We start from the raw sequence: 23,228 nt of genomic DNA, 5'->3' as shown, positions 1-23,228 counted from the left end.
CAAGGCCGGTCCGGGCAGGGATCGGTCGAGCCCGGGCTCGACCGATCACAGCAGCAGCCAGCCGATGAGCCCTGCGCCGAGCACTGTCGCCCATGCCGGGACCTTCCACCTGGTCGAGGCAACGAAGGCGGCGACGGCCAGCGCCAGGGTCGCAGGCGAGGTGATCCCCTCGACGAAGACGGGATCGTAGAGCGCGGCTCCCAGCAGCCCCACGACGGCGGCATTGACTCCTGTCAGTGCCGCCGTCGCCGGTTCCCAGACGCGCAGCCGTTCCCAGAACGGCAGAATCCCGATCACCAGCAGACCGGCTGGAAGGAAGATCGCCAGCAGGGCGATGCCGGCGCCGAGGATGCCGGTCGGTCCCGTCGTCATCGACGCTCCGAGGAACGCCGCGAAGGTGAACAGCGGACCGGGGACGGCCTGAGCGGCGCCGTAGCCGGCGAGGAACGTATCGTGATCGATCAGCCCCGTGGGCACGAGTTCGGCCTCGAGCAGGGGCAGGACGACGTGGCCGCCGCCGAAGACCAGGGCTCCGGCCCGATAGAAGATGTCGATGAGGCGAATGGTCGCGTCCCCGGTCGCCGCGGTGAGCGCGGGCAGTCCGAGCAGCAGCGCGGCGAAGGCGATGAGGGCACCGATGCCCAGCCGTCTGGCTCCGGGGGAGGCGATGCGGGTCTCTTGGGCGGCCGCCTCGGCGGGGGATTCCTGCTCTTTCCCGCCTTTGCAGGGCCGTTTCAGCCAGACGAGACCGAGCACTCCGCCGAGGACGATCGCTGCGATCTGGACGAGGGCCGCCGGCATGATCGAATCCGGGACGACGAGCATGAGGATGAGGGCGGCCGCGGCGATGCTCGCCCGCCTGGCATCGGGGGTCAGCGTTGTCGCCATCGACTGCACGGCACCGGCGACGACGGCCACCGCGGCGGCCTTGAGCCCGAGCAGCCACCCGGCATCGCCGGGGTCGCCGAAGGCCGAGAGTCCGAGCGCGAAGAGGGTGAGCAGAATCGCCGACGGCAGGGTGAAGCTCACCCACGCGGCCACAAGCCCCGGCAGGCCCGCACGGCGCAGCCCGAGTCCCATGCCGACCTGGCTCGACGCGGGGCCGGGCAGCATCTGGCAGACGGCCACGAGGTCGGCGTATGCGCGGTCATCCAGCCACGCGCGGCGGCCGACGAAGGTCTCGCGGAAGTACCCGAGGTGGGCGACGGGACCGCCGAACGATGTCAGGCCCAGGCGCAGGAACGAACCGGCCACCTCGGCGGTGCGGGCAGATGCAGTGGTCATCGCATCAGTGAACACGGGCCAAGTGACGCAGAGGTGAACGGGCACCGGCGGATCGGGCACGACCGCCCAGCGCACGGATCGGAGGCGAACCCTCAGGGATGGTGGAGGAGGTAGGTCCCACCCTTGAGGCAGGTGTCGACGACCCAGCCGTCGCCGACGAGGCCGGTCAGCGCGGTGCGCAGCGCGAGTCGCCAGCGGCTGGCGAGCTCGGCATCCTGACCGCGCAGGTCCTCGATGTCGGAGGGGAAGTCCAGCGAGACGAACTCGGTCTCCTTCGGCACCTCGCTCAGCAGCGGTTCCCCGTCGTCATCGGCGCGCAGGCAGGGGAACGCCGATCCGGGATCGACGACCGATGCCCGGGCCGGACGGTCGAGCGGCCATGACACCATCATCCGGTCGCTGGCCTGGCCGGAGTTCACTCCGTCGCGCATCTGCCCGTAGAAGTCCTCGAGGTATTCGACCATGCCGACACCCAGACGCTGGAAGTTGAAGTACGCATTGCGGGCGATGAGCGGGTCGAAAGTCCAGGTCATCTCGGTGATGCCCAAGTTGAGGCACCACAGACGCTGGTGCAGCTTCATCGCGGAGCCCGCACCGCGGCCGATGATCTGGTGGCGGACGCCGGCGATATGCGAATGCATGACCGTGCCCAGCGGCTGGCCGAAGAAGCCGATGGTCACGCCGATCATCTCGTCGGGTTCGTCGACGCTGTATGCGGCGGAGACGTAGTTGCCGGCGTGGGCGAAGGCGATGATGAGGCTGGGCTCGAACACGTTCGTGCCGGTCTCGTCGACATTCCAGACTTCGTCGAGCAGCATTGAGGCCTTGGCCGCCTCATCGGCGGTGTGGATCTCGCGCACCTCGATGCGCGCGGTCTCTGCCGCGGCGGCGTATTCGTCCTCCGCCAGGGCGAGGATCTCCGAGTCCACTGTTCTCAGTTCTGGGTTCGCGCTCATGGTGACATTGTGCCACCAGGACGTGACCTCGGCGGGAGACGCACGGCAACGATTCGAGTACGGAGAACGGGCCGGAGCATGCCCATGCGCGCCTGGGTGAATGTCCTCGTACGCCCCGGTGAACTCCGCCGCCAGAGCGGATGAGGCAGGTATAGCCTGGACACATGAGCTCAACAGTCGCCGTCATCGGCGCCGGAACCATCGGCCGATCGTTCGCCTTCCTCTTCGCCCGCAGCGGGTACACGGTGCGGGTCTTCGACCCGCGATCCGACCTCGCCGAGGTGGTCGCCGGGCTGCAGGCCGAGGTCACCGCCGACGCTTCCGCCCGGAATGAGCTGGCCTCGCAGGTCGGCACCGTCGACATCGCCGAGACCGTCGAAGCCGCCGTGGCCGGTGTCGTCTTCGTCCAGGAATCCGGTCCCGAGGATCCCGAATCGAAGCCGGTGCTGTTCGCCCAGATCGCCGAGGCGGCGCCTGCCGGGGCCGTGTTCGCAACCTCGTCGTCGACGATCCCGGCCTCAGTGATCGCGGCCGCGCTCCCGGAGTCCGCAGCATCCCGCGTCATCGTCGGCCACCCGTTCAATCCGCCGCACCTGATGCCGCTCGTCGAGGTCGTGCCCTCCCCGCAGACCTCCCAGGAGACCGTGGACGCCGCGGTCGAGTTCTATCGCAGCTGCGAGCGCGAACCGGTGGTGCTGCGGCGTGAGATCCGCGGCTTCGTCGGCAACCGGCTGCAGAATGCGCTGATGAGGGAAGCGATCTCGCTCGTGCAGAACGGGGTCGTCACCGCCGGGGACCTCGACTCGGTGCTGAAGAATTCGCTGGGTCTGCGCTGGTCGGCCATCGGCCAGTTCGAAGGCATGCACTTCGGCGGGGGAGAGGCCGGGATCCGCGGCTTCATGGACCATATCGGCCCGGCCTTCGCCGCCATTGCGGATCTGCCCGTCGACGTCGACCCCGCAGCCATGGAAGACGTCTTCGAGCAGGTCGAAGAGGCCTACGGACCCCAACCGACCCCTCAGGCCGCCGCCGTCCGCGACCGGATCCAGAAAGCTGTCCTCGAAGCTCGCGGTCAGGGGCGCTGAGGCGCATTCGTCCCAAATAGAGGTCAGTATCGGATAACTTCCGGGCTCAGAAGTATCCGGTAATGACCTATTTTCGTGGCCGCAGCGGCTCAGACTGCGGCTTGGTAGAAGTACGTGGTGCGTTCGGCGATGAGGCCCTCGGCGTCGAAGAGGAAGAAGTCCGCGAATCCCACCGAGGTCTCAGAGCCGTCCTTGAGACGACCGCTGAAGACACCGCGACTGGACGCCCGATCGCCGTCGACGAGGATCTCCTGCAGCGAATGCGCACCGGACTCGATGACGCGTTCGCCATGGTAGAAATCGGTGATCTGCTGGCCGACCATCGTCGGATAGCCGGGCCGATCATAGCTGGCGTCGGCGGCGAACAGCGCCGAGGTGGCGCCCGCATCTCCGGCGTCGACGGTGGAGTAGTAGCGCTTCACGAGTTCAGTCACACTGGCCATGGCACTACCGTAACAGTGACTCACGTCATAGCAGGCCCGACCGTCGACCGCGCGCGGGTGCACCACGATTGCCTTCGCCGCCGGCCGTGACCCCATTTCGCATTTCCGTCCCGCATCGGGTTAGTATCGATCTGCTAATGATAACGAGTCTCACTAACTAGAGAGTGCGAATGATGAAACGACACATGCTCGGATCGGCGGTGGTCGCCTCGGCGCTGCTGCTCACCGGCTGCCAAGCCGGCGACGACGCCACCGACTACGACGCGGTCGGCCAGGACGAGAAGACCGCCGGCTCGGAAGAAGACACGGACGAGACAGGGCACGCCCAAGAACTCGCCGCCGCGCAGCCGCGGATCGTGACCACCTACGACGGCGGGATCCTCACCCTCGACGCGACGACCCTCGACGTCATCGACGATACGAAGCTCGAGGGGTTCAACCGTCTCAACCCCGTCGGCGACGGCCGCCACCTCATGGTCTCCGTCGCCGAGGGATTCCGGCTCTTCGACGCCGGAGTCTGGACCCAGCCCCATGGCGACCACACCCACAGCTACGCCGCCGACCCGCAGCTCACCGGGACCGTCTTCGACACCGAACTGCCCGGACACGTTGTCAACCACGGCGAGACCACTGTGCTCTTCGGCGACGGCGACGGCAAGATCCAGACCTTCGACACCGGGGACTTCTCCGACGGCGACCCGCAACCCGAGGTCACCGAAGCCGCAGAACCCCATCACGGAGTCGCCGTGAAGCTGGCCGACGGGTCGATGCTGCGCACGGTCGGCACCGAGGACGAACGCTCGGGCGCCCAGGTCGTCGACGACTCCGGCAAAGAGATCGCCAGCAGCGACGACTGCCCCGGAGTCCACGGCGAAGCCGCCGCGAAGGACGAGGTCATCGCGCTCGGCTGCGAGGACGGAATCCTGCTGTACAAGGACGGGAAGTTCGAGAAGATCGATGCCCCCGATTCCTTCGGGCGCATCGGCAACCAGTCCGGAAGCGATGAATCGCAGTACATCCTCGGCGATTACAAAGTCGACGAAGACGCCGAACTCGAACGTCCCGAACGGGTGAGCATCACCGATACGAAGTCGGGCGAACTCAAGCTCGTCGACCTCGGTGCCTCGTACAGCTTCCGGTCGCTCGGCCGCGGACCCGACGGGGAAGGCGTCGTCCTGACCACGGACGGCACGTTGAAGATCATCGACCCCGTCACCGCCTCGGTGACGGAGGAATACCCGGTCATCGACGAATGGGAAGAGCCCGTCGAATGGCAGCAGGCCCGCCCGATGCTGTTCGTCCAGGGCGAAGTCGCCTATGTCAGCGATCCGGCGGAGAAGACGATCCACATCGTCGACCTCGAAGCCGGTGAGGTGATGGCCGAGGGTTCGCTGCCGCACGCGCCGAACGAACTCACCGGCGTCACCGGCTGATCAGCCTCGATCCAGACCCGGCCGGCTGACGAGCCTGGCCCGACCGGCTGCGCAGCTGAGCGCATCGCCGGTCGGGTCGGCCGCCTCGGTGACGGCTGGGAATCCGCCCAGGAAATGAGACCGCCGTTGCCGCCGCCGGGTTTCGGCCATAGCGTGGGGGATGGACCTGCGATCACACCATCAGTGATCGCCTCAACCCCGTCGAAGTGAAAGAGGACAGCCATGACCACCATGTATCGCGTCACCGACCCGGCGACCGGCCAGGTCGCCGAAGAATTCCCCACCGCCACCGATGCCGAGATCCTTGCCGCTCTCGACCGTTCGGCGACGACATTCGACGAGTGGAGCCGGACCACGGTAGCCGAGCGCGCTGCACTGCTGACCCGCGTGTCCGAGATCTACGCCGAACGCGCCGAAGAGCTCGCCGAAGTCATCAAGCTCGAAATGGGCAAATCCGTGCCCGAAGGCAAGGGCGAAGTCCAGCTGTGCTCGATGATCTACAAGTACTTCGCTGACAACGCCGAAGCCTTCATGGCCGACGAACCACTGCGCGGACCCAAGGACGCCACCGCCATGATCCGCCGCAAGCCCGTCGGCTCGCTGCTGGGCATCATGCCGTGGAACTTCCCCTACTACCAGGTCGCCCGCTTCGCCGCCCCGAACCTGGCCCTGGGCAACACCATCCTGCTCAAGCACGCCCCGCAGTGCCCCCGCTCGGCACAGATCATGGAAGAGATCTTCATCGAGGCAGGCCTGCCCGAAGGCGCGTACATCAACATCTACGCCAGCAACGAGCAGGTCGCCGACATCATCCTGCCCGATCCGCGCAATCACGGTGTGTCCCTGACCGGATCCGAACGCGCCGGTGCCGCCGTCGCTGCCGAGGCCGGCAAGAACCTCAAGAAGGTCGTGCTCGAGCTCGGCGGATCCGACCCCTATATCCTGCTCGACACCGACGATGTCCAGAAGTCCGCGAAGACCTTCTTCACCACCCGCATGGGCAACACCGGCCAGGCCTGCAACTCGCCCAAGCGGATGATCGTCATGGACGACATCTACGACGACTTCGTCTCCTCCATCACCGAGGCGGCCCAGAAGAACACCCCTGCCGTTCCCGGCGAGGACGGCTCCCGCCTGTCCCCGCTGTCGTCGGTGGCCGCCGCCGACCGCTTCGTCGAACAGGTCCAGGACACCGTCAGCGAGGGCGCGACCCTGCTGGCCGGCGGCAAGAAGTACGACGGCGGCGGCGCCTATGTCGAACCCGTCGTCCTCACCGATGTGCAGAAGGGCATGCGCGGATACTACGAAGAGCTCTTCGGCCCCGCCGTCATCGTCTACAAGGTCAGCAGCGAAGAGGAGGCCGTCGAACTCGCCAACGACACCCCCTTCGGTCTGGGTGCCGCCGTGTTCTCCACCGATATCGCCCGGGCCGAACGCGTCGGAGACCAGATCGATTCCGGCATGGTCTTCCTCAACGCTCCGGAGGGAACACGCGAGTTCCTGCCCTTCGGCGGAGTCAAGCGCTCCGGCGTCGGCCGGGAGCTCGGACCGCTGGCGATGGACGAATTCGTCAACAAGCAGCTCGTGTACAAACAGAGCTGATCGGTGCGTTCGGAGCCCTGGGAATCCGGGCTCCGATCGTGATCGGGTTGTGATCGCCGTCAGGGCGCTGTCTCCTACCGGGAGACAGCGCCCTGATTGTATGCTGAGACCACGCACAGCCAATTCTCATAAATCTCAGCGGGAGGTCTTCCCATGTCGGCACCGAAGCCGTCGACCCAGGTCAACGCCGCAGCCTCAAAAGGGATCATGCGGCCGGTCAACCGATTCCTCGAACAGTGGATTCCCTCGGCCCTGACCTTCGCCATCGTCCTCACCCTCATCGTCGCCGTCCTTGCGTTCATCTTCACCGATGCGGGCCCGACCGATGTCGTCATCGGCTGGGGTGAGGGACTGGCCGGACTGCTCGAGTTCATGACGCAGATGTGCCTGATCCTCCTGCTCGGCCACATCCTCGCCAACACCGGACCCGTGCGGAAACTGCTGGCCCGGCTCGCCCGCGTCCCGGGCAACGCCACCTTCGCCTATGTCTTCGTCTTCGTCGTCGCCGCTCTCGCCAGCCTCATCACCTGGGGCCTCGGCCTCGTCGTCGGCGCTCTGCTCGCCCGTGAGATCGCCGTGCAATCGCGCGAACGCGGGATCAAGGTCCACTTCCCGCTGCTCGTGGCTGCCGGATACTCCGGATTCGTCGTCTGGCATATGGGCTATTCGGGCTCGGGCCCGCTGACCGCGGCCACCCCTGACTCCTTCCTCTCCGAATCCCTCGGCGGGCAGACGGTTCCCGTCTCCGAGACGATCTTCGCTGGCTGGAACCTGCTGGCCATCGCCGGGGTCATCATCGTCTGCGGACTCCTCTTCTTCCTCGTCGCACCCAAGGCCGGTGCCCCCGTCTACGAACTGCCCGCCTCGGTGAGCTCGGAGACGCAGTCGCAGGCCGACAATGAGGTCGTGACACCGGCCGATCGCATCGATGCCTCGCGCATCCTCACCCTCATCATCGGTCTGGCGCTCGTCGTCTACCTCGTCATCCACTTCGCGCAGGGCGGGGGACTGACACTCGACATCGTCAACTGGTCGTTCCTCGCGCTCATCCTGCTGCTCGTGCGCAATCCCTTCGAACTCATCCACCTGACGAAGGAGGCGGCATCGAATGTCGGCGAGATCCTCCTGCAGTTCCCGCTCTACGCAGGAATTCTCGGCATCATGTCGACCACCGGACTCATCGCGGTGTTCTCCGACGCCATCGTCTCGATCGCGAACCCGGCCTCGTTCGGGGTCCTCGCGCTCATCTCGGCAGGACTCGTCAACTTCTTCGTCCCCTCCGGCGGCGGACAGTTCGCCGTGCAGGGCCCGATCATGCTCGATGCGGCCAACCAGCTCGGCGTCGACCCGTCGATCGCGATCATGGCCGTGTCCTACGGCGACCAGTGGACGAACATGCTCCAGCCGTTCTGGGCGCTGCCGGTGCTTGCCATTGCCGGTCTGAAGATGCGTGACATCCTCGGCTACACCGTCATCACATTCCTCGGCGCAGGGGTGGTGATGGCGGCCGCGCTGCTCTTCGTCTCCCTCTGAGCCCCGCCTCGGCGAGGGTGAGCCGCTGATCTGCAGAATCGCGTGGCATAACAGGACAAATGACCGGAAGTGTCTATGTGGTAACCTCCATTGTTGGCCGTCCCCGTGGAACCGGGGATTCGGCAGGACGGAATTCCATTCAGCAACAGCCGTTGATCATGCCCGGTTGAGCACGCTGTTCGACCGGGTCCGATGCCACGACGCAACAGCGTCCGGATAAGGAGTACAACCATGTCAGCATCAGTCGACACCCCGCCGGGTGACCCGAAGGGAGAGGCGAAGGCCAAGGTGAAGCCCTCGCGTCCTCCCGTGAATAAGCGAGTGTTCGCGGCCGCGGCCCTGGTGGCGATCGCCATCACCGTATGGGCTCTCATCTCACCGACCAACGCCGAGGCGGTCCTCGGCGCCGTCGTCGGCTGGACCTCCGATTGGTTTGGTTGGTTCTACGTTCTCCTCGTCCTCGCCGTCCTCGTCTTCGTCATCTACCTGGCGGCTTCCCGCTACGGCAACACGAAGCTCGGCCCCGAGCACTCGAAGCCCGAATTCGGCCTCGTCGCCTGGGCGTCGATGCTCTTCGCCGCCGGCATCAGCACCGACCTCATGTTCTTCGCCGTGGCCGAGCCGGTTACGATGTACCTCACCCCGCCGAGCACGGAGCCAGAGACGGTCGCTGCCGCCCGCGAATCCACCGTGTGGGCGCTGTTCCACTACGGCCTGAGCGGTTGGGGGCTCTACGCACTCATGGGTATGGCTCTGGCCTACTTCGCCTACCGGATGAACATGCCCTTGGCGATTCGCTCGGCGCTGGCCCCGATCTTCGGCAAGCGTGTCCATGGTGCTTTGGGCGAGACGGTCGATTTCGCGGCTCTGCTGGGAACGATCTTCGGCGTGGCCACCTCGTTGGGCATCGGCGTCGTCATGGTCAACGTCGGCCTCAACACGGTATTCGGGATCCCGATCGGCACCGCTACCCAGGTCGGCATCGTCGTCGTCGGTGTCGGCGTCGCCACGCTCTCGGCGGTCTCGGGTGTGGACAAAGGCATCAAGTTCCTCTCCGTCCTCAACGTCGTGCTCGCCATCGCGCTGAGCTTCTGGGTGCTCGTGGCCGGAAACACGCAGTTCCTGCTCAACGCCTTCGTCCTCAACATCACGGATTTCGTGCGCCTGTTCCCGGACATGGCCGGACAGACCTTCGCCTTCGAAGACACCGGCACGTGGATGACCGACTGGACCCTGTTCTTCTGGGCCTGGTGGATCGCCTTCGCTTCGTTCGTCGGGCTCTTCCTCGCCCGCATCTCCCGCGGCCGCACGATCCGCCAGTTCGTGCTGGGCACCCTGACGATTCCGTTCATCTACATCTTCATGTGGATCTCGATCTACGGAAACTCGGCCCTGGACATCATCCGCAACGGTGATGTGAAGTTCGGCGAAGCGGTCATGGTCAGCCCCGAAGGCGGATTCTACGACCTGCTCTCCCGCTACCCGGCCTTCTTCCTCATCGCGGGGCTGGCCACGCTCACGGCTCTGCTGTTCTACGTCACCACCGCGGACTCTGCGGCCCTGGTGATGGCGAACCTGTCGTCGAATCTGCGCAACCCCTCCGAGGACGGTCGCGCCGGTCTGCGCATCTTCTGGGCCGTGCTCACCGGTGCCCTGACGGTGGCGATGCTGCTCGTCGGCGGCATCGGCGCACTGCAGAGCGCGACGGTGATCATGGGCCTGCCCTTCGCCTTCGTCGTCATCCTCGTCATGATCGGCCTGTACAAGGCACTGCGGGTGGAGGCGAACCGCGTCGACAGCGTCGATACGACCCTGCCCGGTTCTCTGGCCCGTCGCTCCCGGGGTCCCGGTCACGAGACCTGGCAGCGTCAGCTCGGCCGGGTGCTGTCCTTCCCGAATCGGGCGCGCGCCGAGGAGTTCGAGCAGAAGGTCCTCATCCCCACCCTCCACGAGGTGGCTGCAGAGATGGAAGACCGCGGAATCTCGTCGCGCTGCGGTCGCGTCGATAACGAAGGCGTGTTCGTCGACGACGGCGAACTCTTCCAGTTCGAGGTCGACGGAGACGGGGAGTACCCTTTCCGCTATCAGGTGTGGCCGCACAAGGTCAGCGTGCCGTCGTTCGGTGGAATGGTTCCCCGCGGAACCGGCGAGGACTACTACCGGATGGAGGTCTACCTCGACGGAGGCACTGGTCAGGGCTATGACATCATGGGCTTCTCGAAGGAGCAGATCATCGCTGACGTGCTCGACCAGTACCAACGCCACGTCGAATTCCTCCAGCTGCAGGAGAACATCATCCACCGCGACGACTGAATTGCGGCTTCCGGATGACTGAATCTCATCGGATGAGAACGACGCCCGGGATCACTGGCCTGTTGGTCGGAGATTCCGGGCGTCGTCACATCTGTGCAAGCACGGTGCGCAGGGTGCGGGTGACGGACAGAGCAGTCAGCCCGCTGGTGGCAGGGTTCTCTGGGCTCGGAGAGGAGCGGATGTCGAAGGAGAACTCGCCTGCGGACCCGGATGCCCGAATCCGGTGGGCGGACTGAGTCTGACCGGCCACCGCCTGGAGTTCGACCTGCACCCGGTTCAATGATGCGCCGAGTAAGTCGGCATCGGTTCGTTCAGCTGCGCAATCGGTCGACGCCGCGCTGGTCCCGGAGGCTGAAGTGGACGCAGCGGTACTCAGTCCGCGGGTGGCCCACGCGAGAGCGACAGCGATATTGACGTTGGCCGGGAACTTCTCGATCGCCTCGGCGGGGTTGCCCGTGAACACTGTCAGGGGGCCGTCCTCGGGGCGGAGGTCACGCAGACGCTCGGCTTCGGTCTCGGACATCCACGGCCGGATGAGCCCGCTCGCCTCCTTCGAGGTGGTGATGTCGACGCTGTCGAGGCCATCGGCCTGAGCCGCCGCCTCGAGCACATCGAGTCCGCCGATCGCCACATTGGTCACATGCAGCCGGCCCGGTCCGGCGAGCAGACTCGCACGGGTCTCGGGCTCGGCCAGGGCACCGACGCTGGTGAGGACGAGCGGACGACCGGCCGCGATGGCAGCCGGACCGAGCTGTGCGGCGGCAGGCACACCGGCGCATTCGACGATGGCATCGAAATCGGAGAACATCCTCGGCGAGGGCGTCTGTCGGTCGGTCAGAGTGGGACGGTCGACCACCTCGGCACCGTGATCCGGGGGGTCGGCGTGCTTGGTCCGATCCGAGACGAGGGCGGTCAGGCGGAGCGTCCCGGCACCGAGCTCGGGGGAGAGCAGCTGGGCGACGTGACGGCCGATGGCACCGAATCCGAGGAGGAGCACTGAGGTCATGGCCGCACCCTATCGGAGACGACTGACGCAGAGAATGCTGAAGACAGGTTCCCGAGGCTCAGAACCGCGCGACTGCCGGCCGAAGGCGACCGGAATATGGGGCGCGCGGGCAATGTCTGCCCGACGCGATACGGTTTGAGGATGGACGACGAATCACAGCCGAGCTCACTTGGGGGAGCCGTCATCGGCGATGACGGGCTGGCTCGCACCCCGTGGGCGTACGGTGACCCGATGCTGCTGGACTACTACGACAGCGAATGGGGACTGCCCATCCACGACGAGCCCGGCCTGTTCGAGCGAATGAGCCTCGAAGGTTTCCAAGCCGGACTGTCCTGGCTGACGATCCTGAAGAAGCGGGAGCGGTTCCGTGAGGTCTTCGCCGGATTCGATCCCGACGCCGTTGCTCGGTTCGGTGAAGGTGAGATCGCGCAGCTGCTGACCGATCCGGGGATCATCCGCCATCGCGGCAAGATCGAAGCCTGCATCAATAATGCTGCGCGAGTGATCGACCTGCGTGAAGACGGCGGCCTGGATGCATTTCTGTGGTCGTTTCAGCCTGCGCAGACGCCGCGACCGCGCACTGTCGCCGAGGTCCCGACGACCGGACCGGAATCTGTGGCCCTGTCGAAGGCACTGAAGAAGAAGGGCTTCCGCTTCGTCGGACCGACGACGATGTATGCGCTGATGGAGGCCATCGGCATGGTCGATACGCACGTGCTCGATTCCCACCGCCGAGGCGCTTCCGGAGTGTGGTCTCAATGAATGACATCCGCGTCTCCGCGCTCGCCCTCCTCCACCCGCAGCGCCGGGAGCTGCTCATGGTGCGCAAGTCCGGGACCAGTTCGTTCATGCTGCCCGGCGGCAAACCCGAAGAGTCAGAGACCGCTGAGGACACCATCGTCCGCGAGATCGCCGAGGAGCTCGGACTCGATCTGGACCGGCACCGGCTGCGCGCTTTGGGCACATTCGCTGCGGCGGCGGCGAACGAGGACGATCACCGAGTCATCGCTGACGTGTTCTGCTACGACGGTGTGCCCGAGGCACTCGACGTCGAGAACATCGAGCATCTGGCCGAGATCGCCGAAGCCGGCTGGTTTCCCATCGACCCGCTGCCCGCGGACACCGATGTCCGCCAGTTCGCGCCGCTGACCCGCGACGAGGTGATCCCGGCGCTGCAGGCCGCGGGGACACCGGCCGGCTGAACGGGTGAAGAACACCTGGCTGAATCGGTGCAGAGCGTGTCTGTCGGGGTGTCGTGTTCGCAGTGGAACGATCTCCGGGGCGACGGCTCAGGCCCGCCCTTGTCGCGAATAGGCGATGAGGGCCCGATACAGATCGATCGGCGCACAGTTGGCGCCCTTGGCCAGGGACTTCATGAGCTTGCGGTAGGTCTGGTAGTCCATCTGCGCCGGGTTGTCCGTGGGCACGAGGTTGTAGTCGTGCAGCACGGTCAGCGCCCGGGAATCCATGATGGAGAATTTCTTCGGATTCACGACAGTGAGCAGAGTGCTGGCCATCGGGATTCCCACTCCGGGCAGCATCCGCAGCAGCGGCAGACGGAAGCGGTTGGGTGTGTCGTCGTCGAGGGCGACGCCGGTGACGAAATCGATGTCATCGGATGGGATCTCCTCAAGACTCGGCAGGACGCCGATGGCCTTCCACTCGGCGACCTTGAGGAAGTGCTTGCGTTTGAACGATTCGCGGATCTTCGTCTTCGGGCCGATTTCGCCGAAGATCTCCGATTCGAGTTCCGTGAGGACATAGTGCGGTTCGAATCTGAGGACGAATGCGGTGTCGATGGTGCCGCTGGGGGCGTCGCGATTGAGGTTCGAGCTGAGTTCCGATGAGTTCATGGACCGATGGTAGGCGACCATTCTGACTTGCAGGTGAACACTTCTCCGCCGCACGGACGGCAGATCGGTCGGACACGGCAGATGCAGTGCCGATGTCGTAACCTCGGACTATGAACCCCGAACACCCGTCTCAGGCGACGTACACGCCGGCCCTGCTGGGCTTGGTGTGGACGGCGATGTTCGGGTTCTCCGCCTTCTTCTTCAGCTATTCGACGATGGTGACGATCGCGGCGACAGACGGGCTGTCGACGATCACCGGCGGGTCCGTTCTGACGACGATGATGATCGGTGTCATCGTCGCCCAGCCCTTCGCTCCGTGGGCCGGTCGAGTCTTCGGATTCAAGGCTTCGCTCATGCTGGCTCTTGCGCTGCAGTTCCTCGGCCAGCTGCTCGGACTCTTCGTCACCCCGCCCCTGTTGGCGCTCATCCTCGCCGGACTCTGCGGGGGCATCGGATTCGGGCTCTTCGTCGTCCTCGCCAACGCTGCGGTTCCGGGGACGACCTCACCAGGACGGATCGGCAAGGCGCTGGGCTTCTTCGGCGGGATCACCTCCCTGGCGGCGGCCGTCGGAGCACCGCTGGGACTGTGGCTGGTCGAGACGATCCCGATCTGGATCTTCCGCATCATCGTCTGCGCCTGTCTCCTCGTGGCCATCCCCACTGTGCTCAGATACGTGCCCGGTCGGTCGCCTCGGCGAGGGAAAGACGATGCGGGAGAATCGGTCAGCGGCAATGAGACGGTCGGGGTTCGGTCCGGTCGCAATGAGAAGAGGAGCCTGCGGAAGGTGGGACGTCGGGCGGGGGAGGCGCTCGGGCTCGTCCTCATGCTCTCCCCGTTCCTCGTGGGCATGATCGTCTTCGGGATCATCGTCGGCTTCGGTCCGGGCGAGGACGTCGCGGTGGCGGCTCTGTTCATCGCCGGGATGCAGGTATCGGCGGTCATCGGACGCTTCGTCGTCGGAACCGTCTCGGACAGCTTTCCGCCTTTCGCTCTCAATATCTTGGGACTTGTCCTCACGGCGATCGGGCTGGTCTGCGCTGTCGTCTTCTACGGTGCGGCGCTGTTCGTTTCGATGCTCATCATCGGACTGGGCTTGGGCGCCATGCAGTCGGCGAGCCTCGTCATGGCCTTCGCCTCGGTCAGTTCGCCGAGCCGGGCCAGCGTCGCCTGGAACATGAACTTCGACATCGGGCTGGCCATCGCCGGTGTGGTCGGCGGGCTCGGTTTCACCTATCTGGGGTCGTCGTCGACCTTCCTCGTGTGTGCTCTGCTTCTGCTGTTCGCCGGTGCCCTGTCGTGGATCGCGCGGACGCTGCAGATGCGGAACTCCGGGCGCAGCTGAGCCGGTCACCGCGGCGAATCCTCATCGAGTCGGGCCAGCAGCCCGACGGCCGCGCGCGTGTACTCACCGATCCAGCGATCGTGGATCCGTTTGATCGGCAGCGGCGCCAGTGCCAGCAGTCGGGTGCGTCCGTCCTTGCGTCCGGTGACCAGCTCGGCGCCTTCGAGCACCCGAATATGCTGCAGCACAGTCGTGCGGTCGAGGTCGGGAAACGCCTCGCAGACTTCTCCGGTCGTGCGCGGTCGAGCCCGGAGCAGGTCGAGGATGCGTCGACGGGTGGGGTTGGCCAAGGCTTTGAAGACCGCGTCATCGGATTCCTCGGAATCTGTTTCCCTCGGCGCTGAATCGTCGGATTCTTCCGAATCCATTCCCCTCGACTCTGACATGTGGTAAAAATATCACATGACAGATGAGCAGAGCACTCAGAACACACCCGCCGAGCAGAACGATCAGTCCCGCCCGTTGGAGGAGCTGTCCTTCACAGTCACCGGCTACATCTCGAAGACTCCCCATGAGACCTATGAAGCGGTCGCCGATCCCGAGCAGCTCTCGCACTACTTCACGACCGGTGGTGCCCACGGCCGATTGGAGGCCGGGGTTGATGTGACCTGGGACTTCGCCGACTTCCCGGGCCGATTCCCCGTCGCGGTCGTCGAGAGCATCCAGGACGAGAAGATCGTCATCCGCTGGGAGGGTTCCGACGACTCCGTGGGCAAGGACACGACAACGACCTTCGAGTTCACGCCCGTCGATGACGGGGCACGGACGCTCGTGACGATCACTGAGAAGTCCTGGAAGCTCACCGAGGGCGGGGCCCAGGGCGCCTTCGGCAACTGCATGGGCTGGACCGGAATGCTCTCCGCGCTCAAGGTCTGGATCGAGCACGGAATCAACCTCCGCGAGGGCTACTACAAGTAGGTGCAAACCCTCAGCGCGCGGACGGCTTCGAATCTTCTCAGTGAAAAGTTTGCTCCGGTACGATCGAATTGTGACTTATCATCATGGGGATCTGCGTCGGACCCTGTTGGCGGAGACCGCCTCGGCGATCGCGGAGGGCGGAGTGGCCAAGCTGAGCATGCGAGCCCTGGCGCAGCGGGCCGGCGTCTCGAACGCCGCTCCGACTTACCATTTCGGTGACAAATCCGGTCTGCTCACAGCTCTTGCCGCCGAAGGCTACGACCGGCTGGCCGAGGCAATGGCCGGAGTCGACGGTGACGGCGGCCTCGTCGCTCGTGGAGTCGCCTATGTCGAATTCGCGCTTGCCTGCCCATCTCACTTCACGGTGATGTTCCAGCCCCGGCTGCTTCACGATGATGACGCGGATCTGACTGCGGCCCGCCGTCGCGCGTGGGATGCGCTCTCGACCGGAGTGGCGACAACCGGATCGGCGCCCGACTCCGACCTCGGGGTGGCGGCATGGTCGCTCGTCCACGGATACGCCACTCTCGTGCTCAGCGGAGCAGTGGAGGCCGAAGACGCACTCGAACAGGCGCGAATCGTGTCGGGCCACCTCGTTGAGGGTGCGAATAAGGGCAGCTGAGTGACTGGTCCAGAACTGCCGAATGGACCGGATCGGCACCTGAGGTGCCCCGGGATCACCGTCCGGTGGTCGCCTTCTGTCCCGGTTCGAGTCCGTGGGAGTTCTTGATGAAGAACGCACCGATGACGCCGAGGATGCCGACGCAGGCAGCGACGAAGAACGCGACGTTCGCGCCGTGGACCAGACCCGCCATGCCGTAGGTCTCCGGGTTCCGCGCGGCCGAGGTCATGACTGTCACGAGCGCTGCTGTGCCGACGGAAGCGGCGATCTGACGCATCGTATTGTTCAGGGCGGTGCCGTGGGGGATGAGGTGTGAGGGCAGCTGGTTGAGGGCGGCCGTGGTCACCGGCATCATCACCATGGCGACACCGAACATGCGAACCGTGTTGACCACGGCGAGGTAGACGAACGAGGTGTCCGGTTCCAGGCGAGCGAAGAGGAACGTGGTTCCGGTGAGCAGGACGAAGCCGGTCACGGCCAACCATTTGGCACCGATGGCGTCGAAGATGCGACCGGTCACCGGGGACATCAAGCCCATCACTGCGGCGCCCGGCAACAGGGCCAGGCCAGATTCCATTGCCGAGAAGTCATTCATGTTCTGCATGTACAGCGGCAGGACCATCATGCCGCCGACCATGACGATGAACACGCACATGCCCAGCAGGGTGTTGAGGGTGAACATGCGGTAGCGGAGGATGCGGAACTCGAGGATGGGCTGCTCGAGTTTGAATTGCCGGGTGATGAAGAACGTCAGGCAGATCGCACCGACGATGAGGGGGATGAGCACCTGGGCGCTGACCCATCCGGCATCACCGGCGGTGCCGAAGCCGAACAGCAGTCCGCCGAATCCGAGGGTGGAGAGGATGATCGAGAGGATGTCGAGACGGGGGAAGGTGCGTTCTGTGACGTTCTTGAGCAGGAAGTAGGCGACCACGAGGTCGATGATCGCGATCGGCAGCATCATGTAGAACAGCGTCTGCCATGGCAGGTGATCGACGATCCAGCCGGAGAGGCTCGGGCCGATGGCCGGGGCGAAGGCGATGACGAGGCCGAAGGTGCCCATGGCTGATCCGCGCTTCTCGACGGGGAAGATCGCGAACAGGATCGTCTGCATGAGCGGCATGATGATGCCGCCGGCTGAGGCCTGGATGACGCGGCCGATGAGCATCACCGGGTAGACCGGGGCGATCGCGCAGACGAGCGTGCCGAGGATGAATAGGCCCATGGCGGTGAAGAAGAGGCCGCGCGTCGTGAACTTCTCGATGAGGAATGCGGTCACCGGGATCATGATGCCGTTGACGAGCATGAAGCTCGTCGTCACCCACTGAGCCGCGCCGGAGGTGATGTCGAAGTAGGACATGAAGTGCGGCAGGGCGGTGTTGAGCAGCGTCTGATTGAGGATGATGACGAACGCGCCGGAGACGAGGACGGCGAGAACGAGGTTCCGATTGATCGGGGCGCCTTCTGTCGGGTCCTGCTGAGTGTCGTCTCCGTTCGCCAATGGCATCCCCTCACCTGTTCGTCGTCTGCGTCTCTTCTCGTCTTCCAGCGACAGCCTGCCCGGAGCAGTGTGCTGAATCGGCCCCTCTTCGCGCCCGGAAAAAATTCCTTGGTTATATAACCGCTTCATGCAGTTTAACGCACGACCCTCGCCGAGGTTGTCCCGGGTCGGTGTGAGATTCGCCGAGTTCATCGTCCGCCTCGGTGACGGATACCCGCCGTTGGCGCGGAACTGCCGCTGGTGCGGAACATCTGCCGCTGGTGCGGATGATTCCGACCGCGGCCCCACAGGGGGACCGCGGTCGGAATCATGACGGTCGGCCGCCTCGGTGCCGGATCAGGTCAGGCGGGTGGCCGGCGACTGGGTCTTGTTCGGGTCGGTCTCCGGCAGGTCGCCGAGGATGTCGTCGATGCGGGAGAGCACGTCGGGGCTGAGGGTGACCCCGGCCGCCTCGGCGTTCGAGTCGATCTGCTCGGGGCGGGAGGCACCGACGAGGGCGGTGGCGACGTTGTCGTTGGCCAGCACCCAGGCGATCGCGAGCTGCGCCATCGTGATCCCGAGTTCGGCGGCGATGGGCTCGAGCTCCGTGATCGCGGTGAGCATATCGTCGTGGAGGTAGCGACTCTTGATGAAGTCGGCGCCGCCCTTCTCATCGGTCGCGCGCGATCCGGCAGGCACCGGCTGGCCGGGCTTGTATTTGCCGGTCAGCGCACCTTGGGCGATCGGGGACCAGACGATCTGCGAGATGCCGAGTTCCTTCGACGTCGGGACGACCCGTTCTTCGATGACGCGCCAGAGCATGTTGTACTGCGGCTGGTTGGACACGAGCTGGATGCCGAGGTCGCGGGCCATGTGGTGGGCGGCGCGCAGCTGGTCGGCGTTCCATTCGCTGACGCCGATGTAGAGGGCTTTGCCGGAGCGGACGATGTCGGCGAAGGCCTGCATCGTCTCCTCCAGCGGAGTCTCGTAGTCATAGCGGTGGGCCTGGTAGAGGTCGACGTAGTCGGTGCCGAGCCGGCGCAGCGAGCCGTTGATCGACTCCATCATGTGTTTGCGCGACAGGCCGGTGTCGTTGTGGCCCTTGGGTCCGGTCGGGAAGTAGACCTTCGTGAAGATCTCGAGCGATTCGCGCCTTTGGCCCTTGAGCGCGTCGCCGAGGACCTGCTCGGCGACGGTGTTCGCGTAGACGTCGGCGGTGTCGAAGGTCGAGATTCCCGCGTCGAGGGCGGCGTGCACGCACTTCGTGGCGGTGTCGTTCTCCACCTGTGAACCGTGCGTGAGCCAGTTGCCGTAGGTGATCTCGGAGATCTTGAGTCCACTGTTTCCCAGATATCTGTGTTCCATGACCTCAGCCTACGACCGGGCGGGGGAGTGGGGAACCCCTCGCCGAGGCAGTGGCGCCGCACGAGGTGAGTGCGCGGCGGGTGATCGTGGTGAGTACGCGACGCAGGTGGTGAGTGCGCGGCGGGCGCGTGCGGCCACGGAGCGGCCCCGGCACGGTTTGAGTCAGGAAGCACTGTTTCAAATCAGTGCTTCTCGACTTAAAGCGTGCCGTGAAGAATACGCCGCTCGGAAGGCTCTGCTCGCCCTGGAGTGGGCCGCCAAGAGGAGTAGCCGGTGCCTCAGTGCGCCGGGCCGGCGTTCTCCGCGATGTGTCCCTGCAGGGTCGCGGCGAAGGCCGCGGAGTCCCCGGCCCGCAGATGCGCGACGAGGTCTTCGTGTTCGGCGATGATCTCATCACAGCGCTCGAGCAGGCGACGGCTGTTGATGAACAGGGTGAACCGGTGACGGTCTGACAGCAGCGAATACATCTCCAACAGCACCTGGCTGCCGCTCGACTCGACGAAACCGCGGTGGAAGTCCAGGGTGAGGTCGATGAAGCGGGCAACATCCTCCTCGGCGAATGCCGTTCGCTGCTGGGAGACGAGCGCATCGAGCCGGTCGGCCAAACTCTGCCGCAGTGCGTCCGGGGCACGCTCGACTGCGGTCGTTTCGAGGATGAAGCGGGCATCGGCGAGCTCGGCGACCGTGCGTTCGTCGATGCCCTGGACGATCGCGCCGCGCTTGGGATAGATGCGAATCCACCCTTCGTCCTGCAGCCTGGCCAGAGCCACTCGCACCGGGGTGCGGCTGACCCCGATCTCGGTGGCCAGGGCCGCCTCGCCGAGCATCGTCCCGGGCAGGTGTTCGCCGTCGAGGATCTGGCCGCGGATGTGGGAATACGCGCGTTCGGCCGCGCTCTGCGATTCGGATCCTCTGCTCATCCCCGGCCTTCGTTCCGACTGTCCGTGCCCTCTGCGGCGGTGACCCCGCCGGGCTGGGGCGGTGCTTCCGGTGGCTCGTCGGCCGCCTCGGCGAGGGCCGGTGCGCGGCGTCCGGGCCAGCTCATCAGCGGGATCGCGCGGATCGAGAATCCGACGGCGATGAGGAGGACGAACGTGGCCATGAGGTTGATCCACAGGAACCCGCCGGTGCCGAGGACGGACCCGGCCATCGCCGCCATGAGTGCCCCGCCGAGGTTCATCGCCGAATCCGAAGCCCCCTGCAGCGGCACCTTCGCATGTGCCGGCACCGAGGCAGTCAGCAGGGACGAGCCGCCGATGAGGAACATCGACCACCCGATTCCCAGCAGCGACAGCGCGGTCGAGAGCAGCACCATCGACGACTCCGGGGCCACCGCATCGATGACGCCGAGGGCGATCGTGAGGACGAAGATGCCGGCCCCACCTGCGATGACGACGCCCGAACCCCACCGGTCTGCCATCCAGCCGAACACGGGGGAGAGGGCGTACATGCCGGCGATGTGGATGCTCACGACGATTCCGATGGCGCCGAGGCTGAACTCCTGGTGGTCCATGTGCACCGGGGTCATGACCATGACGTTGGTCATCATCATCTGTCCCGCGATGATCGTGACCATTGCGAACAGCGGCACCGGGCGGGCCAGGGCGAAGCGCAGCGCTTCGCCGAGTTTCATCGGGGACGGGGCAGCCGCCTCGGTGCTGGTGGATCTGTTGGTCGGGGTGGAACCGCTCGCCGAGGCGGAGTCCTTCGCCGAGGCGGCCCCGCCGTTGCCCGCCGTCGTGACCTCGCTGTTGTGGTCTGGATCGTCGAGTCCGGGTTCGCCCGGATGGTCGGTGCCGGCGGCCACGGACTTCGTCAGCGTCGAGGCCGACAGTGTGGCCAACGCGAACGCGACCATCGAGATGAGGTAGGGCCCGGCGAGGCCGTTCATGCCCAGTGTTTCGCCGAGGTGGGCCCCGGGGGCGGTGAAGCTGGGGCCGAGGACGGAGCCGATGGTCGTTGCCCACACCACCAATGACATCGCACGACCGGCGGCGGCCGGGTTGGCGAGGTCGACGGCGGCGTAGCGGGCCTGCAGGCCGGAGGCGGTGGAGGACCCGCACATCATCATCCCGAGCATGAACAGGGGAAGGAACTGCAGGGCGACGCCGATGAGGACGACCACGGCGCCGATCGTGCCGATGCCGAAGCCCAAGGTCAGCGCCTTGCGGCGGCCGGAGCGTCCGGCGAGCACGGCGAGGGGGTAGGCGATGAGGCCGGCGCCGAGGATGACGCTCATCTGCGCGAATCCGGCCATCGAGGTCTGGCCGGTGATCTCTTCGGCGAGCAGTCCGCCGACGGCATACCCGGAGGCGATGCCGGCTCCCGAGAGGAGCTGGGCGGTGATGAGTTTGGCCTGTTCGCGGATGTGGCTGGTCATAGTGGTCTCACGTCGTCGCGGTGGTCAAGACTCACTCACACTAGCTTGCATCCATCTTGGATACAACAGGTGGTCGCAGGGCGGGATGGGTGAGGAGCTGCGGCTCCGGCCCGGGGTCAGCGGGCGGCCACGGTGAAGTGTCGGTCGCGTCCGGGAGTGGTGAGTTCGTCCACGGCGGCGACGGCGAGGTCCTCGGCACTGATCCGTGATCGCCCGTCCCGTCCGAGCAGTAGCGTCGTCGTCCCGCGCTGATAATCGCCGAGGCGGTCGCCGGGTTCGAGGACCGCGGGAGGGCTGAGATAGGTCCAGTGGTCTGTCGGCTGCCTCCGGCAGACCTCGAGCTGAGCGAGACTGGCTGCAGCGAGGTCTCTCCACTCCTCGGCAACGAATTCGGGATCGTCGAGTACGACGGAATCGGGATCATTCGGCGAACAAAGCGGACCGGCACCGCCGATGACGAGCAGCGGGACCTGCGCTCGTGCGGTCGCTGTCAGCACCGCCTTGGTGAGGGTGAGGAATCGTTCCGTCTGGCCGGGGGCGGCGCGGACGCTGAGCACGGCCGCATCGGCATCGGTCAGCGCCGTCTCGAGGTCGGAGGCGATAAGTGCGTCGACGGTGATCGATCGGATCCCGGGCCGGATCGCGGCGACGGGGTCGGACGGTGTGCCGTTCGGGTGGCGGGAGGCGGCGACGATGTCATGGCCGCGGTCGGACGCCTCGGCGACGATGCGGGATCCGACCATTCCGGTGGCTCCGATGGCGGTGATTCTCATGCTGCGGTCTCCTTCTCTGCGGGATTCGTGGTGCGGGTGATTATGGTGGGGGTCAGCTGCCCGCAGGCCAGTGCTGCCAGGGCGAGGACGAATCCGGCGACCTGGGCGACGTTGAGGCTCTCACCGGCGAAGACAATTCCGAGTCCGGCGGCCACGAGTGGGGAGAGCAGGCCGAGCAGGGCGGTTGCGGTGACCGGCAGACGACCGAGACCGCGGAACCACAGGGCGTAGGCGAGCAGTCCGCCGATGCCGCCCAGCCACAGGTAGCCGGTGATGCCCGGGGCGTCGACATGTGCGGGGACGCCTTCGATGAGCAGGGTGGGCAGGAGGAGGACGAGTCCGCCGGCGCTCAGCTGCCAGCTCGCGAAGCCGACCGGTCCGATGCCCGGCGGCAGTCCCCATCTCTTGACGAGGATGACGCCGGTGCCCATCGAGGCGGCGCCGAGGGTGGCGGCTACTCCGCCGGGCAGACGGGCGGCGGCGACGAAGAGGAGTGGGAAGAAGATACCGATGTTGAGCGTGCCGAGCACCACTGCTTTCCACCACCAGGACCCGGCGGGCAGGCGGCGGGCGATGAGGAGCCCGATGAGGCCGGCCGGCAGGGCGCGCATGAGTGCGGCGAAGAGCGGGTGGCCCGCGGGCAGGAATTCCGTGGTCACAAGGTACGTCGTGCCCCACACTGCCGGGGCCAGGGCGGTGAGGGCGGTGGTGCCGACCCGGGAATGCGTCGGGGTCGGAGTGGATGGAGTGGGTGCGGTCGTCGTTGTCATGACTCCAGCGTCGGCCCGCGTGCTGTCATGAGTCCAACACATAGTTTTCATCGAATCCATGAACTGTCA

Annotated in this window: 22 protein-coding genes; 10 read left to right on the top strand and 12 right to left on the bottom strand. The window is 65.8% G+C overall.

Features of this window, described 5'->3' with window-relative positions; all coding sequences use genetic code 11:
• Positions 1 to 45: 45 nt before the first annotated feature.
• Both chrA and QYM46_RS15560 read right to left on the bottom strand, forming a co-directional pair.
• Positions 46 to 1,284 carry a chromate efflux transporter gene (chrA, locus tag QYM46_RS15565; RefSeq protein WP_432789698.1) on the bottom strand — a complete coding sequence of 413 codons (1,239 nt, stop codon included), beginning with the start codon at positions 1,282 to 1,284 and terminating at the stop codon, positions 46 to 48.
• A gap of 92 nt (positions 1,285 to 1,376) precedes the next feature.
• Complete coding sequence (locus tag QYM46_RS15560; RefSeq protein WP_169253158.1) at positions 1,377 to 2,240, bottom strand: hypothetical protein; 864 nt, start codon at positions 2,238 to 2,240, stop codon at positions 1,377 to 1,379.
• 164 nt (positions 2,241 to 2,404) lie between these two features.
• Between QYM46_RS15560 and QYM46_RS15555 the strand changes: the two genes are divergently transcribed.
• Entirely contained in the window at positions 2,405 to 3,325 is a 921-nt protein-coding gene (locus QYM46_RS15555; protein ID WP_432789697.1) for a 3-hydroxyacyl-CoA dehydrogenase NAD-binding domain-containing protein, read from the top strand.
• An 89-nt stretch (positions 3,326 to 3,414) separates the two neighbouring features.
• Here QYM46_RS15555 and QYM46_RS15550 read toward each other — a convergent pair whose 3' ends face one another.
• Positions 3,415 to 3,768, bottom strand: coding sequence for a nuclear transport factor 2 family protein (locus QYM46_RS15550; protein ID WP_432789696.1), 354 nt, complete (start codon positions 3,766 to 3,768; stop codon positions 3,415 to 3,417).
• Between the two features lie 170 nt (positions 3,769 to 3,938).
• Here QYM46_RS15550 and aztD point away from each other — a divergent pair, with 170 nt between their 5' ends.
• From aztD to betT, 4 genes are all read left to right on the top strand, one after another.
• Positions 3,939 to 5,201 carry a zinc metallochaperone AztD gene (gene aztD / locus QYM46_RS15545; RefSeq protein ID WP_432789695.1) on the top strand — a complete coding sequence of 421 codons (1,263 nt, stop codon included), beginning with the start codon at positions 3,939 to 3,941 and terminating at the stop codon, positions 5,199 to 5,201.
• 222 nt (positions 5,202 to 5,423) lie between these two features.
• Positions 5,424 to 6,803 carry an NAD-dependent succinate-semialdehyde dehydrogenase gene (locus QYM46_RS15540; protein WP_432789694.1) on the top strand — a complete coding sequence of 460 codons (1,380 nt, stop codon included), beginning with the start codon at positions 5,424 to 5,426 and terminating at the stop codon, positions 6,801 to 6,803.
• A gap of 153 nt (positions 6,804 to 6,956) precedes the next feature.
• Positions 6,957 to 8,336 (top strand): short-chain fatty acid transporter, encoded by a 1,380-nt coding sequence (locus tag QYM46_RS15535; RefSeq protein WP_432789693.1) that lies wholly within the window; start codon positions 6,957 to 6,959, stop codon positions 8,334 to 8,336.
• Between the two features lie 231 nt (positions 8,337 to 8,567).
• Complete coding sequence (gene betT, locus QYM46_RS15530) at positions 8,568 to 10,649, top strand: choline BCCT transporter BetT (RefSeq protein WP_432789692.1); 2,082 nt, start codon at positions 8,568 to 8,570, stop codon at positions 10,647 to 10,649.
• 85 nt (positions 10,650 to 10,734) lie between these two features.
• Here betT and QYM46_RS15525 read toward each other — a convergent pair whose 3' ends face one another.
• The gene (locus QYM46_RS15525) at positions 10,735 to 11,655 is read right to left on the bottom strand and encodes an aspartate dehydrogenase domain-containing protein (RefSeq protein ID WP_432789691.1); all 921 of its coding nucleotides are present in this window, start codon (positions 11,653 to 11,655) and stop codon (positions 10,735 to 10,737) included.
• A 141-nt stretch (positions 11,656 to 11,796) separates the two neighbouring features.
• On the opposite strand from QYM46_RS15525, the gene QYM46_RS15520 reads away from it, so the two are divergent.
• Together QYM46_RS15520 and QYM46_RS15515 are read left to right on the top strand one after the other, a co-directional pair.
• The gene (locus QYM46_RS15520) at positions 11,797 to 12,417 is read left to right on the top strand and encodes a DNA-3-methyladenine glycosylase I (RefSeq protein WP_432789690.1); all 621 of its coding nucleotides are present in this window, start codon (positions 11,797 to 11,799) and stop codon (positions 12,415 to 12,417) included.
• Complete coding sequence (locus QYM46_RS15515; protein WP_432789689.1) at positions 12,414 to 12,857, top strand: NUDIX hydrolase; 444 nt, start codon at positions 12,414 to 12,416, stop codon at positions 12,855 to 12,857. The genes QYM46_RS15520 and QYM46_RS15515 overlap by 4 nt, the downstream gene beginning before the upstream one ends.
• An 87-nt stretch (positions 12,858 to 12,944) precedes the next feature.
• On the opposite strand, the gene QYM46_RS15510 is transcribed toward QYM46_RS15515, so the two are convergent.
• Complete coding sequence (locus QYM46_RS15510; RefSeq protein WP_432789688.1) at positions 12,945 to 13,508, bottom strand: hypothetical protein; 564 nt, start codon at positions 13,506 to 13,508, stop codon at positions 12,945 to 12,947.
• 110 nt (positions 13,509 to 13,618) lie between these two features.
• Between QYM46_RS15510 and QYM46_RS15505 the strand changes: the two genes are divergently transcribed.
• Entirely contained in the window at positions 13,619 to 14,851 is a 1,233-nt protein-coding gene (locus tag QYM46_RS15505; protein WP_432789687.1) for an MFS transporter, read from the top strand.
• A gap of 5 nt (positions 14,852 to 14,856) precedes the next feature.
• Here the strand turns inward: QYM46_RS15505 and QYM46_RS15500 are convergent, their stop codons facing one another.
• Positions 14,857 to 15,219, bottom strand: coding sequence for an ArsR/SmtB family transcription factor (locus QYM46_RS15500; RefSeq protein WP_432789686.1), 363 nt, complete (start codon positions 15,217 to 15,219; stop codon positions 14,857 to 14,859).
• A 34-nt stretch (positions 15,220 to 15,253) separates the two neighbouring features.
• Between QYM46_RS15500 and QYM46_RS15495 the strand changes: the two genes are divergently transcribed.
• A complete protein-coding gene (locus QYM46_RS15495) occupies positions 15,254 to 15,769 on the top strand; it encodes an SRPBCC domain-containing protein (protein WP_169253144.1) in 516 nt (171 codons plus the stop codon).
• Between the two features lie 70 nt (positions 15,770 to 15,839).
• Positions 15,840 to 16,391 (top strand): TetR/AcrR family transcriptional regulator, encoded by a 552-nt coding sequence (locus QYM46_RS15490; RefSeq protein ID WP_432789685.1) that lies wholly within the window; start codon positions 15,840 to 15,842, stop codon positions 16,389 to 16,391.
• A gap of 55 nt (positions 16,392 to 16,446) precedes the next feature.
• Here the strand turns inward: QYM46_RS15490 and QYM46_RS15485 are convergent, their stop codons facing one another.
• From QYM46_RS15485 to QYM46_RS15460, 6 genes are all read right to left on the bottom strand, one after another.
• Positions 16,447 to 17,898 carry an MDR family MFS transporter gene (locus tag QYM46_RS15485; protein ID WP_432789684.1) on the bottom strand — a complete coding sequence of 484 codons (1,452 nt, stop codon included), beginning with the start codon at positions 17,896 to 17,898 and terminating at the stop codon, positions 16,447 to 16,449.
• Positions 17,899 to 18,228: 330 nt separating this feature from the next.
• Entirely contained in the window at positions 18,229 to 19,236 is a 1,008-nt protein-coding gene (locus QYM46_RS15480) for an aldo/keto reductase family protein (RefSeq protein WP_432789683.1), read from the bottom strand.
• 278 nt (positions 19,237 to 19,514) lie between these two features.
• Entirely contained in the window at positions 19,515 to 20,156 is a 642-nt protein-coding gene (locus tag QYM46_RS15475; RefSeq protein WP_169253140.1) for a GntR family transcriptional regulator, read from the bottom strand.
• Positions 20,153 to 21,616, bottom strand: a complete 1,464-nt coding sequence (locus QYM46_RS15470; protein WP_432789682.1) for an MFS transporter — start codon at positions 21,614 to 21,616, stop codon at positions 20,153 to 20,155. The genes QYM46_RS15475 and QYM46_RS15470 overlap by 4 nt, the downstream gene beginning before the upstream one ends.
• A 116-nt stretch (positions 21,617 to 21,732) precedes the next feature.
• Positions 21,733 to 22,389 (bottom strand): NAD(P)-dependent oxidoreductase, encoded by a 657-nt coding sequence (locus QYM46_RS15465; RefSeq protein WP_432789681.1) that lies wholly within the window; start codon positions 22,387 to 22,389, stop codon positions 21,733 to 21,735.
• Positions 22,386 to 23,159 carry an EamA family transporter gene (locus QYM46_RS15460; RefSeq protein ID WP_432789680.1) on the bottom strand — a complete coding sequence of 258 codons (774 nt, stop codon included), beginning with the start codon at positions 23,157 to 23,159 and terminating at the stop codon, positions 22,386 to 22,388. Before QYM46_RS15460 ends, QYM46_RS15465 begins: the two co-directional genes overlap by 4 nt.
• Between the last annotated feature and the right edge of the window lie 69 nt (positions 23,160 to 23,228).

Source organism: Brevibacterium sp. K11IcPPYGO002, assembly GCF_050920635.1.
In the GTDB taxonomy this organism is placed as follows: Bacteria; Actinomycetota; Actinomycetes; order Actinomycetales; family Brevibacteriaceae; genus Brevibacterium.
The sequence above is the reverse complement of the archived record's forward strand: the minus strand, read 5'-3'. Positions and strand labels throughout refer to the sequence as shown.